The organism is Streptomyces sp. NBRC 110035 (assembly GCF_000829695.1).
Classification (GTDB): Bacteria; Actinomycetota; Actinomycetes; order Streptomycetales; family Streptomycetaceae; genus Streptomyces.
Map to the genome: position 1 here is coordinate 127,427 of NZ_BBNN01000029.1, position 13,432 is coordinate 140,858.

The 13,432-nt window shown below is 71.7% G+C and carries 13 protein-coding genes; 8 read left to right on the forward strand and 5 right to left on the reverse strand.

Features of this window, described 5'->3' with window-relative positions; all coding sequences use genetic code 11:
* Positions 1 to 17 precede the first annotated feature (17 nt).
* The gene (gene ppc / locus TU30_RS19815) at positions 18 to 2,759 is read right to left on the reverse strand and encodes a phosphoenolpyruvate carboxylase (RefSeq protein ID WP_042171771.1); all 2,742 of its coding nucleotides are present in this window, start codon (positions 2,757 to 2,759) and stop codon (positions 18 to 20) included.
* Between the two features lie 291 nt (positions 2,760 to 3,050).
* Between ppc and TU30_RS19820 the strand changes: the two genes are divergently transcribed.
* From TU30_RS19820 to TU30_RS19830, 3 genes are read left to right on the forward strand one after another with little or no spacing between them, the layout of a single operon-like run.
* Entirely contained in the window at positions 3,051 to 4,082 is a 1,032-nt protein-coding gene (locus TU30_RS19820; RefSeq protein ID WP_042171772.1) for a fatty acid desaturase, read from the forward strand.
* Positions 4,079 to 4,756 carry a TetR/AcrR family transcriptional regulator gene (locus tag TU30_RS19825; protein WP_042171773.1) on the forward strand — a complete coding sequence of 226 codons (678 nt, stop codon included), beginning with the start codon at positions 4,079 to 4,081 and terminating at the stop codon, positions 4,754 to 4,756. The genes TU30_RS19820 and TU30_RS19825 overlap by 4 nt, the downstream gene beginning before the upstream one ends.
* Before the next feature lie 7 nt (positions 4,757 to 4,763).
* Positions 4,764 to 5,939 carry a CaiB/BaiF CoA-transferase family protein gene (locus TU30_RS19830; RefSeq protein ID WP_042171774.1) on the forward strand — a complete coding sequence of 392 codons (1,176 nt, stop codon included), beginning with the start codon at positions 4,764 to 4,766 and terminating at the stop codon, positions 5,937 to 5,939.
* A 217-nt stretch (positions 5,940 to 6,156) separates the two neighbouring features.
* Here the strand turns inward: TU30_RS19830 and TU30_RS19835 are convergent, their stop codons facing one another.
* Positions 6,157 to 7,182: a trans-aconitate 2-methyltransferase gene (locus TU30_RS19835; RefSeq protein ID WP_234307915.1), complete on the reverse strand. Its 1,026-nt coding sequence runs from the start codon at positions 7,180 to 7,182 to the stop codon at positions 6,157 to 6,159.
* A gap of 14 nt (positions 7,183 to 7,196) precedes the next feature.
* Here TU30_RS19835 and TU30_RS19840 point away from each other — a divergent pair, with 14 nt between their 5' ends.
* Positions 7,197 to 7,610: an MFS transporter gene (locus tag TU30_RS19840; RefSeq protein ID WP_042171775.1), complete on the forward strand. Its 414-nt coding sequence runs from the start codon at positions 7,197 to 7,199 to the stop codon at positions 7,608 to 7,610.
* Between the two features lie 212 nt (positions 7,611 to 7,822).
* Positions 7,823 to 8,467: a dihydrofolate reductase family protein gene (locus TU30_RS19845; protein ID WP_042171854.1), complete on the forward strand. Its 645-nt coding sequence runs from the start codon at positions 7,823 to 7,825 to the stop codon at positions 8,465 to 8,467.
* Positions 8,468 to 8,489: 22 nt separating this feature from the next.
* Here TU30_RS19845 and TU30_RS19850 read toward each other — a convergent pair whose 3' ends face one another.
* Entirely contained in the window at positions 8,490 to 9,437 is a 948-nt protein-coding gene (locus TU30_RS19850; RefSeq protein WP_042171776.1) for a YafY family protein, read from the reverse strand.
* Between the two features lie 91 nt (positions 9,438 to 9,528).
* Here TU30_RS19850 and TU30_RS19855 point away from each other — a divergent pair, with 91 nt between their 5' ends.
* Positions 9,529 to 9,894, forward strand: a complete 366-nt coding sequence (locus tag TU30_RS19855) for a VOC family protein (protein ID WP_042171777.1) — start codon at positions 9,529 to 9,531, stop codon at positions 9,892 to 9,894.
* 205 nt (positions 9,895 to 10,099) lie between these two features.
* The gene (locus tag TU30_RS19860) at positions 10,100 to 10,597 is read left to right on the forward strand and encodes a MarR family winged helix-turn-helix transcriptional regulator (protein ID WP_042171778.1); all 498 of its coding nucleotides are present in this window, start codon (positions 10,100 to 10,102) and stop codon (positions 10,595 to 10,597) included.
* Here TU30_RS19860 and TU30_RS19865 read toward each other — a convergent pair.
* Positions 10,556 to 11,323, reverse strand: a complete 768-nt coding sequence (locus TU30_RS19865) for a response regulator transcription factor (protein ID WP_042171779.1) — start codon at positions 11,321 to 11,323, stop codon at positions 10,556 to 10,558. The two genes, TU30_RS19860 and TU30_RS19865, sit on opposite strands and share 42 nt — an antisense overlap.
* A 261-nt stretch (positions 11,324 to 11,584) precedes the next feature.
* Here TU30_RS19865 and TU30_RS19870 point away from each other — a divergent pair, with 261 nt between their 5' ends.
* Entirely contained in the window at positions 11,585 to 12,037 is a 453-nt protein-coding gene (locus TU30_RS19870; protein ID WP_062194203.1) for an N-acetyltransferase, read from the forward strand.
* A 53-nt stretch (positions 12,038 to 12,090) separates the two neighbouring features.
* Here the strand turns inward: TU30_RS19870 and TU30_RS33230 are convergent, their stop codons facing one another.
* The gene (locus TU30_RS33230) at positions 12,091 to 12,936 is read right to left on the reverse strand and encodes an ATP-binding protein (RefSeq protein WP_063837645.1); all 846 of its coding nucleotides are present in this window, start codon (positions 12,934 to 12,936) and stop codon (positions 12,091 to 12,093) included.
* Positions 12,937 to 13,432: the final 496 nt, after the last annotated feature.

Below are 13,432 nucleotides of genomic sequence, written 5' to 3' on the forward strand. Positions count from 1 at the left end.
GTGCCGTGTCGCCGGGGTCAGCCGGTGTTGCGCAGGCCCGCCGCCACACCGTTGACGGTCAGCAGCAGGGCGCGGGCGAGCAGCGGGTCGGCCGGGTCGCCGGCGGCGACGGCGTCGCGCTGGCGCTTGAGGAGGGCGACCTGGAGGTAGGAGATGGGGTCGAGGTAGGCGTCGCGGATGGTGAAGGTCTGCTTGAGGGCCGGCGTGCCGTCCAGGAGTCCGGGCTCGCCGGTGACGCGGAGGACTTCGGCGACGGTGAGTTCGTGCTCGGCCCTGATCATGTCGAAGACGTGCTTGAGTTCGTCGGGGACGAGGGTGTCGACGTAGTGCCGGGCGATGCGCAGGTCGGTCTTGGCCAGGGTCATCTCGACGTTGGAGATGAAGTTGCGGAAGAAGTGCCACTGTTCATGCATCTCGTCGAGCACGGTGTCGAGGCCGGCCTCGCGCAGGGCCTTGAGGCCGGAGCCGACGCCGTACCAGCCGGGGACGATCTGGCGGGACTGGGTCCAGCCGAACACCCAGGGGATGGCGCGCAGCCCGTCGAGCGAGACGCCGGAGCCGGGGCGGCGGGAGGGCCGTGAGCCCAGGTGCAGGTCGGCGAGCTGGTCGACCGGCGTGGAGGCCAGGAAGTACGTCGGCAGGTCGGGGTCTTCGACCAGCTTGCGGTAGGCGTCGTGGGCGGCGTCGGAGACGACGTCCATGGCGGCGTCCCACCGGGCGAGCGCCTCGTCGGACTGGCGGGGCGCGGTGTGCAGGGCGGACGCCTGGAGGGTGGCGGCGACGGAGAGTTCGAGGTTCTCCCTGGCCAGGGCGGGGATCAGGTACTTGTCGGAGATGACCTCGCCCTGTTCGGTGACCTTGATCTCGCCTTCGAGGGTGCCCCAGGGCTGGGCGAGGATGGCGTCGTGGGTGGGGCCGCCGCCGCGGCCGACGGTGCCGCCGCGGCCGTGGAACAGGCGCAGGCGTACGCCGTAGCGGTGGGCGACGTCGCGCAGCCGGCGCTGGGCGCGGTGGATCTCCCACTGGCTGGTGGTGATACCGCCGAACTTGGAGGAGTCGGAGTAGCCGAGCATGACCTCCTGGACGTCGTCCCGCAGCGCGACGAGGCGCCGGTAGGACGGGTCGGAGAGCATGTCCTCGAGGATGGTGTCGGCGGCCTTGAGTTCGTCCGTCGTCTCCAGGAGGGGGACGATGCCGATCTTCGCCCAGCCGGCGTGGAGGTCGATCAGTCCGGCCTCCCGTGCGAGGAGGGCGGCGGCGAAGACGTCGTCGGCGCCCTGGCACATGGAGATGATGTAGGACTCGATGACCTCGGGGCCGAAGATCTCCAGGGCGCGTCTGGCGGTCTGGAAGACGCCGAGGGTCTTCTCGCCGGCCGCGTCGACGGGTGCGGGGGTGGGGGCGAGGGGCCTGCGCGAGCGGAGTTCCTTGGCGAGGAGCTTGGTGCGGTACTCGCGGGGCATGTCGGTGTAGCGCCAGGACTCCTCGCCGAGCCGGTCGAACAGCTGGCCGAGGGCGTGGTGGTGGGCGTCGGCGTGTTCGCGCAGGTCGAGGGTGGCGAGCTGGAGGCCGAAGGCGGCGAGGGTGCGGATGGTGCGGGCGAGGCGGCCGTCGGCGAAGAGGCCGCCGCGGTGTTCGCGCAGGGAGGTCTGGATGATCCGCAGGTCGGCGAGGAGTTCGCCGGTGCCGAGGTAGTCGCAGCCTGCCTGGTGGGGGGTGTCCTGGGCGAGGCGCTGCTTGGTGTTCTCGAGCTTCTGGCGGATGCAGGTGGCCTTGAGCCGGTAGGGCTCCTCGGCGTTGAGGCGCTTGTAGCGGGGGCTGATCTCGGGGAGGTTGTCGAGGTCGGCCTGCAGGGAGGCCAGCAGTTCCTCGGTGGCGCCGGCGTAGCGGATGGAGTTGGAGAGGAACCCGCGGAGCTCGTCGATCATCTCCAGGGCGTCGTTGATGCCGTGTTCGTGCTGGAGGATGAGGACGTCCCAGGTGACCTGGGGGGTGACGTTGGGGTTGCCGTCGCGGTCACCGCCGATCCAGGTGCCGAAGGTGAGGGGGCGGGTGTCGTCGGGGAGGGTGACGCCGGCGCGTTCGAGTTCGGCGGTGAGGTCCTCGAGGACGTCGCCGACGGCGCCGGCGTGGAGTTCGTCGAGGTAGTAGATGGCGTTGCGGGCCTCGTCGGCGGGTTCGGGACGGACGACGCGCAGCTCGTCGGTCTGCCAGACGAGGTCGATGTTCTCGGCGAGGCGGGTGTCGAGGCGGCGCCGGTCGCTCTCGATGACGGGGGTGTCGAGGAGGGCGGCGATGCGGCGCAGCTTGTTGAGGACGGAGCGGCGGGCGGCCTCGGTGGGGTGGGCGGTGAAGACGGGGCGGACGTTGAGGTGCCGCACGGTTTCGCTCAGGTGCTCGGGATCGGCGTCCTTGAGGCGGTCGGCGGTGCGGGCGAGCAGGCCGCCCTCGGTGGCGCGGCGGGCGCGCAGTTCGCGGCCGCGGTGCACCTGCTCGGTGACGTTCGCCAGGTGGAAGTAGGTGGAGAAGGCGCGGACCAGCTTGGCGGCGGTGTCGAGTTCGGTGCCGCGCAGCAGTTCTGCTGCGGCCTCGCCGTCCTCGCGGGTGAGTCGTCGGACCTTCTCGACGAGGTCGAGGAGTTCGGGACCGTCCTGGCGGACGAGGGTCTCTCCGAGGAGGTCACCCAGGCGGCGGATGTCGGCCCGCAGTTCGCTGCTTGTGGTCGCCGTGGACACGGCCTGGTCGTCGGCACTGCTCACAGGTGCGGCTCCTTGCAGTGTTGAAGCTGGTCTGGAGGGGGACCCGGACGGCGGCTCGGGCGGCTGGCGCCGCATACGGGCCGGGCATACGGGAAGAAATCAGAGCGGACCGCGCTGTCCGACCGGTTTCCAGGATAGGTGGCGGCCGGAACGCGCAGGCTCGTGGGCTCTTGCCGACGGGCTACGCGCTGCCATACTTACGATGCCGTAGGTTACGGTCCCGTAGGAAATGCTGTCCGGGTCCGGTGGCCCGGCACCACCCTCAACCCTCATACCCCACAGGGGACACGCATGACCTCACGTCCTGATGTCATTGACGAAGCCTTGAAGGAGCCGCCCTCCTCCGGCCCCGGCGCCGATCCCGCAGCCACCCCCTCCGCCACGCTGGGCGGGGAGCGCAAGCGTTCGGTCGAGCAGATCGCGCTGCTGGTCTTCATCGTCGTTCCGTTCCTGGCGGTGCTGGCGGCGGTGCCGCTGGCCTGGGGCTGGGGAGTGAGCTGGCTGGATCTCGGGCTGCTGGTGTTCTTCTACTTCCTCGGCTGCCACGGCATCACCGTCGGTTTCCACCGGCACTTCACGCACGGTTCGTTCAAGGCGAGGCGGCCGCTCAGGATCGCGCTGGCGGTGGCGGGCTCGATGGCGGTGGAGGGCCCGCTGGTGCGGTGGGTGGCGGACCACCGCAAGCACCACAAGTTCTCCGACGCGGAGGGCGACCCGCATTCGCCGTGGCGGTACGGGGAGTCGCTGCCGGCGCTGATGAAGGGCCTGTGGTGGGCCCACCTCGGCTGGATGTTCGACGAGGAGCAGACTCCGCAGGACAAGTACGCGCCGGATCTGATCAGGGACCGGACGCTGCGCGCGATCTCCCGCCAGTTTTTGCTGTGGGCGGGGGTGTCGCTGGCGTTGCCGGCGCTGATCGGCGGTCTGGTGACGATGTCCTGGTGGGGTGCGTTCACGGGCTTCTTCTGGGGGTCACTCGTCCGGGTGGCGTTGTTGCACCATGTGACGTGGTCGATCAACTCGATCTGCCACGCGGTGGGCAAGCGGCCGTTCAGGTCGCGGGACCGTTCGGGCAACGTGTGGTGGCTGGCGGTGCTGTCCTGCGGCGAGTCGTGGCACAACCTGCATCACGCCGATCCGACGTCCGCGCGGCACGGGGTGGAGCGGGGGCAGATCGATTCGAGCGCCCGGCTGATCCGCTGGTTCGAGAAGCTGGGCTGGGCGTACGACGTGCGCTGGCCGTCACGCTCGCGCATCGATTCGCGCCGTGACACCGGGGAAGAGGACTCCCGGCGCGGGCGGGGGACGGCCGAGGCGGCATGATGGTCGCCGTGGCCACCGACTCCAGCAGCACCCCGAGCAATGACAGGCCGCGGCGTGCCCGCCGCACCCGGATGACCGGCGCGGAGCGCCGTCAGCAACTGTTGGAGATCGGCCGCACCCTGTTCGCCGAGAAGGGCTTCGAGGGCACGTCGGTGGAGGAGATCGCGGCGAAGGCCGGGGTCTCCAAGCCCGTGGTGTACGAGCACTTCGGCGGCAAGGAGGGCCTGTACGCGGTGGTGGTGGACCGCGAGATGCGGCGTCTGCTGGACATGGTGACGGGTTCGCTGACCGCGGGTCATCCGCGGGAGCTGTGCGAGCAGGCGGCGTTCGCCCTGCTGGACTACATCGAGGAGTACACGGACGGGTTCCGCATCCTGGTCCGTGACTCCCCGATCCCGCAGTCGACCGGCACCTTCGCCTCCCTCATCTCGGACATCGCCACGCAGGTGGAGGACATCCTGGGCCGCGAGTTCAAGAACCGCGGCTTCGATTCGAAGCTGGCTCCGCTGTACGCGCAGGCGCTGGTCGGGATGGTGGCGCTGACCGGCCAGTGGTGGCTGGACGTCCGCAAGCCGAAGAAGGCGGAGGTGGCCGCGCACCTGGTCAACCTGGCCTGGCACGGCCTGGACGGCCTGGAGCAGAAGCCCCGGCTGATAGGGCACCGGAAGAACTAGGACACGCATGCAGCCGCTCCGGGGAGTCACCGTCGTCTCGCTCGAACAGGCGATCGCCGCTCCCTACGCCAGCCGTCAGCTCGCCGACCTCGGCGCGCGGGTGATCAAGGTGGAACGTCCCGGGACGGGTGACTTCGCCCGGGCCTACGACACCCGTGTACGGGGTCTGAGCTCGCACTTCGTGTGGGTGAACCGCAACAAGGAGTCCCTCACCCTCGACATCAAGGACCCGCGGGGCAGGGACGTGCTGCGCCGCCTGATCGCGGGGGCCGACGTCTTCCTGCAGAACCTGGCCCCGGGGGCGGCGGCCCGGGCCGGGCTCGGTGCGCGGGAGCTGCGGGCGGAGCACCCGGAGCTGATCGTGTGCGACATCTCCGGCTACGGCGCCCCCGGCCCCTACGAGGAGCTGAAGGCGTACGACCTGCTGGTGCAGGCCGAGGCGGGGCTGCTGTCCGTCACGGGCACGGAGGACTCCGTGGCCAAGGCGGGCATCCCGGTGTCCGACATCGCCGCCGGGATGTACGCCTACAGCTCGGTCCTCGGCGCGCTGCTGGAACGGGGGCGGACGGGGCAGGGCACGCATCTGGACGTGTCGATGCTGGAGGCCACCGTGGAGTGGATGGGTTTCCCGCTGTACTACGCCTTCGACGGTGCCGGGCCGCCGCCCCGGGCGGGCGCCGCCCACGCCACCATCTACCCGTACGGCCCGTTCACCGCGGGCGACGGCGGGGTCGTCATGACGGCGGTGCAGAACGAACGCGAGTGGCGCGGGTTCTGCGAGGTCTTCCTGGAGCGCCCGGAGCTGGCCGACCACCCGCACTACGCGGACAACGCGGCCCGCACCACGCACCGGGAGGCGTTGGGGCGGCTGATCGCGGCCCGGTTCACGGAGCTGACCGGCACCGAGGCGACGGAGCTGCTCAGCGCGGTGCCCGTGGCCAACGCCCGGGTGAACACCCTCGCCGAGGTGTGGGAGCACCCGCAGCTGGCGGCGCGCGGCCGCCTGCACGAGGTGCCGACACCGGCCGGCCCCGTCCCGGCACTGGCCCCGCCGGGCCCGACCGGGGGCGCGCCCCGCATGGAGGCCGTCCCCGCGCTGGGCGAGCACACCCGCTCCCTCCTCACCGAGCTGGGCCTGTCCGAGGACGCCGTCGACGCGCTCGTCGCGGACGGGGTCGTGTGAACGGGCCGCGCGGTTCCTCCGGGACGATCCGGCCGGGCCGGCCTCCGTCCACGAAGCGGTCGACGGCCTCGCCGGGGAACCTCGCCCCACCCACTCCGTCGCCCATGGACCGACAGCCCGCCGCCTGCGCGTCGGCGACCACCGCGTGTGGTACGTCGTCGATGACGATGTGATCCATGTCCTCGTCACCCGTCCGGGCCGCACCCCCCGAGCCGGGTCACTCCCCCTTCCGGGCCACGGCGAAGACGCGCCGGAAGGGATACGGGGTGCCGTGCGGCCCGGCCGGGTAGGCGGCGCGCAGGGCGGACCGGTACGCGGTGAGGAACGCGTCGCGTGCCCGCGGGTCGTCGGCGAGGGCGGTGAGGACGGGGCGCAGGGTGGTGCCCTTGACCCAGTCCAGTACGGGGTCCTCCCCCTGGAGCAGGTGAAGGTACGTCGTCTCCCACACGTCGGCGGTGCAGCCGGGGCCGGTCAGCCGCTCCAGGTACGCCTCCGGCCGGAGCACGGCGCCGTCGTGCCGCAGGACGCCGTCCAGGCGGTCGCGCCAGGGCGGGGAGGCGACGAGGTCGCGCAGCAGGGTGTGGCTGGGGGCGTCGAAGTTGCCGGGCACCTGGAAGGCGAGGGTGCCGCCGGGCGCGAGACCCGCCACCCAGTGCGCGAACCGGTCCGCGTGTCCGGGGATCCAGTGCAGGGCGGCGTTGCTGACGATCAGGTCGTACGGCCGGCCCGGCCCGGGCGCCCAGGTGCGGACGTCGGCGCGGGCGAAGCCGATCCGGCCGCCGCCGGGGGTGGGGCCCGCGTGGCCGGCCTCCGCCGTGCCGAGCATCTCGGGCGAGTTGTCGTAGCCGGTGACGCGTGCGCGCGGCCAGCGCTCGGCGAGCAGCGCGGTGACGTTGCCGGCGCCGCAGCCGAGGTCGGCGATGCGCGGCGGATCGCCGGGGAGTGCGGGGACGCGGGCGAGGAGGTCGAGGAAGGGGCGGGTGCGGTGACCGGTGTGCCGCAGGTACTGGGCGGGGTCCCAGAGGGAGTCGGTGACCACGGGCGCGGAGCCTCCTGGAGTTCGGTCGTTCTGCCTGAGTGGTTCGGTGTGCTCAGTGCCGAGTCGACGGTCGGCCCGGATGCGGCTTTCGGGAAGCAGGTCGGTGAGGGAGACGGTCCGGAGGCGGCCGCCCGCCCCGACGACGGCCTCCGGGGCCGGGAAGGCGGAGGGGTTGCCGAGCCGGTCCGCCAGGTACGGGCGCATCGCCCCGCCCACCCGTGGGCGCACGGGGTGGTGGCGTTCCGGTCCAGGTACACGGGTTCGGCCGCAAGCACCTGATCACCGCCGGAATGCTCCTGCAGGCAGCGGCCATCGCCCTCGTCGCCGCCGGCACCACCTTCGGCGTCTGGGCCACCGCCCAGGTCCTCCTCGGCATCGGCACCGCCCTGGTCCACCCCACCCTGCTCGCCGTCATCGGCGACGTCGCCCACCCCGCCTGGCGCGCCCGCGCCGTCGGCGTCTACCGCCTGTGGCGCGACGGGGGCTTCGCCGTCGGCGCCCTCCTCGCCGGAGCCCTCGCCGACGCCTACAGCCTCACCACCGCCATCTGGGCCATCGCCGCCCTCACCGCCGCCTCCGGCCTGCTGGTCGCGGTACGCATGTACGAGACACACTCCTTGGAGGGGCGGTGACGTCCGTTGCACGCATGTGAGTGGTCGCGGCAGCCACCCCGGCCGCCCCGATGCCGTCCGCGTCCGCCACGGCCCCACCGCCAACGAGGCCGCCTCCTGACGCGCCGTGGAAAAAGTTGCGGGCTGCTGTCGATCCGGCCACGTCCCGTTCGACGTCATGATGTGCGGCGCCTCGCCACACCATGATGCGGCAGGACCTGACGAGGGAACACGTGGATCAACTGCTGAGAGTCATGAACTTCAACGTCTCGAGTGACGGAATCGGTGCCGGTGAGCACCAGAGTCTCGAGCGGCCGTTCGGCTACGACCATCCCGAGAGGCTGTTCGCCTGGGCCGGAGCCACGGCGAGCTGGCCCATGCGCACGGATTCCGGGGGGAGCCGGGGCCTCGACGACTACTTCACACGAGACTTCGCACGCGACATCGGTGCCGAGATCATGGGCCGCAACAAGTTCGGGCCCCAGCGCGGGCCCTGGAACGACCACGAGTGGCGCGGCTGGTGGGGGGAGGAGCCCCCGTTCCGCACCCCGGTGTTCGTCATGACCCACCACAGGCGTCCGTCGTTCACGCTCTCCGACACCACGTTCCACTTCGTCGACGGCGCCCCGGCCACGGTCCTCGCACGGGCGCGGGAAGCGGCGCAGGGCAAGGACGTCCGACTCGGCGGCGGGGTCACCACCATCCGGCAGTTCCTTGACGCCGATCTCGTCGACACCCTGCATGTGGCGGTCTCGCCGGTAAGGCTCGGGTCCGGACTACGCCTGTGGGAGTCCCCCGACGAACTGCTCGACCGGTTCCACCTGGAGGTCGTGCCCAGCCCGAGCGGCGTGACGCATCACCTGTTCTGGCGAAGGTGACGCGAGCTACCCGGTCACAGCACTAGGAGTACCCCTGAAGGACCTGTGCGGCGAGTTGCCGGATGTGCTCCCGGGCTTCCGCGGGACCGGTCACGGTGACGCTGTCGCCGAACTGCAGGAGCAGGCGGACGTCTTCCACGTCCCGACCGCTCACCGTGATGGCCACCCGGTGCGCTCCCGCGGTCTCCCGCAGGGTCAGCCGGCGGCCGAGGACGCGCCTCGCCAGACCCACCCGGTCCAGGTCGAGTTCGGCATGGATCTGGAAGGAGTCCGGGTTCTCCCAGCGCGCCGTCAGTTCTGCTGCGACACCCTTCAGGGTCGCGCCCGGACGCAGCCGGCCGGCCGCCCGCATCGGCTCCCAGTCGACGAGCCGTTCCAGCACGTAGAGGCGCGGACGGCCCGCGGAGTCGGCGACGAGATACCACCGGCCGGCTTTGGCCAGCAGGCCGTAGGGGTCGACCACCCGCCACGTGGGCTCCTCCTCGTCGGGTCTGCGGTAGCGGATACGCAACCGCACGCCGCGCCGCAGGTCGCCCACCAGTGCCGCCGGAGGCAGGCCCTCGGCGTCCCGGAAGAACCAGGGCCTGTTGTCGGTGGTCACGACCGCGCTCAGCGGCAGTACGTCGCCGGCCGACGGACGCAGCCTCGGGCGCACCTTCTGGTGCGCGCGCCGGGTGTCGGCCGTGGCTCCCAGTTGCTCGCGCTGCATGTCGTCGAGGCCGTAGAGCGCGAGATGGTCCCGTTCGCCCGGAGTGAGCCGTGCCGTGTCGAGCAGCCCACCGGGCAGAAGTGTCACCCCGCCCCCACGGCCGCGCCGGACCAGCAGGGGGAAGCCTGCTTCCTGCAGCCATTGCACGTCCCTGAGGACGGTACGCACCGACACGCCTGCTTGAGCCGCCAGCTCGGCGGTCGTCGCGGTCTCCCGGGACTGCAGCGCCAACAACAACGAGAAGAAACGATCCGGAGTCACGGGAGGGAGAATCCCAGAGAACATGACGGGATCCGTCATGTATGACGCGCATGCTCCAGTCGTCCGGTCAGACCGACCCAAGGAGCGAGCCATGTCACCCTCGATCGCGTTCATCGTCTACGTCAACGACGCGCCGGAAGCCGCCCGCTTCTACGCGGACCTCCTCGAGATCGAACCCACCTTCCAGAGCCCCGCGTACATCGCCTTCGGCCTCGGCGACGGCGCGGACCTCGCGCTGTGGAGCGGGCACTTCGACGACCTGACCCCGGCAGTGCCGCGCACCGGCGAGGTCTGCCTCATGCTGCCCGGCGGGCCCGAGGCGATCGACCGCCGGTTCGCGAGGTGGACGGAGAAAGGGGTCCGGGTGGTCAGCGAGCCGAGCGACGAGGTGTTCGGGCGCACCTTCGTCGTCGCGGACCCGGACGGCAACCTGATCCGGGTCGCCCCCGTCGACTGACAGCAGGCCGGCGAAGCCGGTCCGCGGGAACGTCCGCACCCACCGGGATCCCGGCGGGTGCGGACACAGGCGCGGGTCTCCCGGAGATCGGCAACCGGCCGGCAGCCGGGCTGACGGGCGCCCGCCGCTCCGCACCTCCCACTCCGACGTCAAGAAACTTGACGTCAAGAGACTTCACGTCGACACAACCACTACACTGATCGTCATGGAGGACGAGGTCGATCGGCTGGTCGCAGCATGGCGCCGGGAGCGCCCGGACCTCGACGTGGAACCGCTCGAGGTGCTCAGCCGGGTGAGCAGGCTCGCCCGGCACCTGGACCGGGCCCGCAGACTGGCCTTCGCCGAGCACGGTCTGGAGCCCTGGGAGTTCGACGTCCTGACCGCGCTGCGCCGCGCGGGCGCCCCCTACCAGCTCTCGCCGGGGCAGCTCCTCACGCAGACGCTGGTCACCTCGGGCACGATGACCAACCGCATCGACCGCCTGACCAAGAAGGGTCTGGTGGAGCGCCTGCCCGACCCCAACGACCGGCGCGGGGTCCTGGTCCGCCTCACGGACGAGGGCCGTGACCGCGGCGACCAGGCGCTGGCCGGGCTGCTGGCGCAGGAGCGGGCGATCCTCGCCGAACTCCCCCGCGCCCAACGCGCCGAACTGGCGGGCCTGCTACGCCAGCTGACCGCCCCGTTCGACAACACCCCCGGTTAGGTCGACGGGCCCGACACCCGCCCGCCGGGCGAGGGCGACGGCGGCGAGGGTGGAGTGCACGCCCAGTTTGCCGAGCACGTTCTGCATGTGCGTACGGACGGTGTGCGGGGACAGGTACAGGCGCTCGGCGACGGCCTTGCGCCCCAGGCCCGCGACCATGCACCGCAGCACCTCCCGCTCGCGCGGGGTCAGGGACTCCACGAGCCGCTCGCTCTCGGTGCGGTGCTTGCGGGCGGCGGTGAGTTCGCGCAGGACCCCGGTGAGCAGGGCGGGCGGCAGATGCGTCTCGTCGCGCAGCACGCCCCGCACGACGGTGAGCAGCCGGCTCAGCGAGCAGTCCTTGGCGACCCAGCCGCCGGCGCCGGCCTGGAGGGCGAGCGCGGCGCGGCGCGGATCGTCCTTCTCGGCGAGCACGACGATCCGTACCTGCGGGTGGACCGAGCGCACCCCGGCGACCAGGGACATCCCGTCGACCAGGCCGTCCTCGTCGCCCGCCTGGACGGGTACGGCGGACCGGCCGGCCGGCACCCTGCCCCCCAGGTCGGCGTCGACGAGCAGGACGTCGAACCGCCGCCCCTCACCGGCGGCCCGCTCCAGGCAGCGCAGTGCGGCCGGACCGCTGCCCGCCGCGGACACCTCGACGTCCGGCTCGGCGGCCAGGGCCGCGGCGAGCGACTCGGCGAAGATGCGGTGGTCGTCGACGACCAGGACTCGGACACGTTGCACGAAACCCCCTCCCCCATGCTCTCCGCGGAGCAGGGGACTACCTCTGGCGGCGGAGTCGGAGGACGGCACCGGCAGCAGCACCGGGACGGGTCGCCGGAAGCCGCCCGGCCGCCGCCGCACGTCCCCGCCGCCCCGCCCCGGATCGCGTATCCGAGTGCCTCGCCCCTGAACGGCGCCGGCCCCCACCGGCGTTGCCCATCAGAGTACGGACGGGGGCCGGGAGCGGAAGGCTCTTTGCAGAACTTGCGCTCCTGCGCGTTTATGGTGAGCCGCATGTTTCGTCTGGAGACCGAAGTCGACAAGGCCCGACGTGATCTGCTCCGCAGGCGGCTGCGGGACACCAACACGGCGGCGTCGCCGGTCCTGCGGGCGCTGCGCGGAACCCCACAGGAACGCGACTCCCCTTTGCACGTGTGGGCGTCGGACCCGGCCGGCGGTCTCGCGGGCGGCCTGGTCGGCCACACCTGGGCGACCTGGCTGCACGTGACGTACCTGTGGGTCGACGAACGCCACCGCGGAGCGGGCCTCGGCACCCTCCTGCTGACCGAGGCGGAACGCATCGCCGCGGCCCGCGGCTGCCGCTCCTCCCGCGTGGAGACCTGGGACTTCCAGGCCCCGGAGTTCTACCGGCGCCACGGCTACGAGGTGGTCTGCGTGATCCCGGACTACCCGCCGGGCATCACCGAGTACACGCTGGTCAGGCCGCTGGGGTGAGACGTCGGGGCTCGTCGGACCGTCCAGGCTCCGAACCGCTGGGGCGGGACCGGTCAGAGATCGTCGAGCGCTTCCGAGGTGATGTCGATGTCGATGTCGTACGGCACACCGAGTTTGAGCAGTTCACGCCGGGTGCCTGTCAGGTCGTAGGCCTTGGTCACCGGGTCGAGTTCGTAGACCCCCGCCTCGCCGACGTCGGCGGGCACCTCGGCCCAGACGGTCAGGCCTTCACCCGTTCGCAGGCTTCCCCACCGGGCGGCGAGCGCGTCCGTGATCAGCAGACCGCGGCCGTGTTCCTGCTCGCCCCCTGGCGCCCCGGGCACCACGGCCGCACCGCTCTCCCCCTCGTCGGTCACGCCGACCGCGGCGGCTTCGGCGGTCAGACCGCAGGTGACCGTGATGGTGTCACTGCCGGTGTGCTCCAGGGCGTTCGCGACCAGCTCCCCGGTGATCAGCTCGAGATCGTCCACGGCTCCCGCAGGCAGACCCCACGGCTGGACGGTGTCCCGCACATGGCGTCGGGCGGCCCGGGCGGAGGCGAGGTCCTGGCCGGGGAAGGTGCGCAGGCTGTGGGCACGGAAGCCGGGCAGGACATACGCGGGTACGTGACCGTACGCCCCGGGCAGCCGACGGCGTCGTGACTCGGCGACCAGCAGCACATCCGCCAGCGCGTCGGCCAACTGACCGGCGAGCGGCCCGAGATCGCTGCCGGTCGCCCCTCCCGCCGCGAGCAGATCCCGCGTGCGTCCGAGAAGCCGGCCCGCGAGACCGAGCTGCACGTTCTCCACCCGGTCGGCGAGCCGGGAGACCGGGCCCTCTCCGTCCGTGAACAGGAGACAGGGCCGGTCGTGAACACCGCTCCGGGGCAGGAGCCGTACGTGGGTCGCGTCCTCGTTCACGATGCTGCTCCCAGGCCGGTGCGGGTGTCGCGCATGTCGAGGTCGACGCCGTGGGTGGCGCACCGGAGGATGTCGCGGCGGAGCCGCTGGACGCGGGCCTTCTCGTCTCGTTCGTGGGCGGCGAGGCAGGGGCGGACGAGAGGGGTCGAGGCGCCGTCGATGGGGGCGTATCAGCAGCTGGCCGCCGGGGAGAGGGCGGGGCGGGAGACCGCAGAGCGGACCCTCACAGGTCGGAGGGTCTCCGGCCACCGGTCCTGTGGTGACAGGCGTTCCGCCCTGTGCCGTCCGGTCGGCGCGAGGAACGGTCGTGCCCATCCGACGAGTTGCCTGATCAGTTGTCGCATGAGGCTCCTTGGGCGTAGTCGAACACGCTAAGCAGGCGTTCACGAGGCAAACCAGTGGGGCCGGAAGGGTTCACCCCCTCCTCCACTTTTGGAGTGTGACATCGATCATCTCGCCATGAGAATCTCATCATGAGCTTCTCTCTGAATTCCCT

Coding starts and splice junctions, on each gene's coding strand:
- TU30_RS19820 (WP_042171772.1), top strand. CDS start 3,051: ATGACCTCACGTCCTGATGTCATTGACGAAGCCTTGAAGGAGCCGCCC.
- TU30_RS19835 (WP_234307915.1), bottom strand. CDS start 7,182: ATGCGCCCGTACCTGGCGGACCGGCTCGGCAACCCCTCCGCCTTCCCG.
- TU30_RS19855 (WP_042171777.1), top strand. CDS start 9,529: ATGTCACCCTCGATCGCGTTCATCGTCTACGTCAACGACGCGCCGGAA.
- TU30_RS19860 (WP_042171778.1), top strand. CDS start 10,100: ATGGAGGACGAGGTCGATCGGCTGGTCGCAGCATGGCGCCGGGAGCGC.
- TU30_RS19870 (WP_062194203.1), top strand. CDS start 11,585: ATGGTGAGCCGCATGTTTCGTCTGGAGACCGAAGTCGACAAGGCCCGA.
- TU30_RS19825 (WP_042171773.1), top strand. CDS start 4,079: ATGATGGTCGCCGTGGCCACCGACTCCAGCAGCACCCCGAGCAATGAC.
- TU30_RS19830 (WP_042171774.1), top strand. CDS start 4,764: ATGCAGCCGCTCCGGGGAGTCACCGTCGTCTCGCTCGAACAGGCGATC.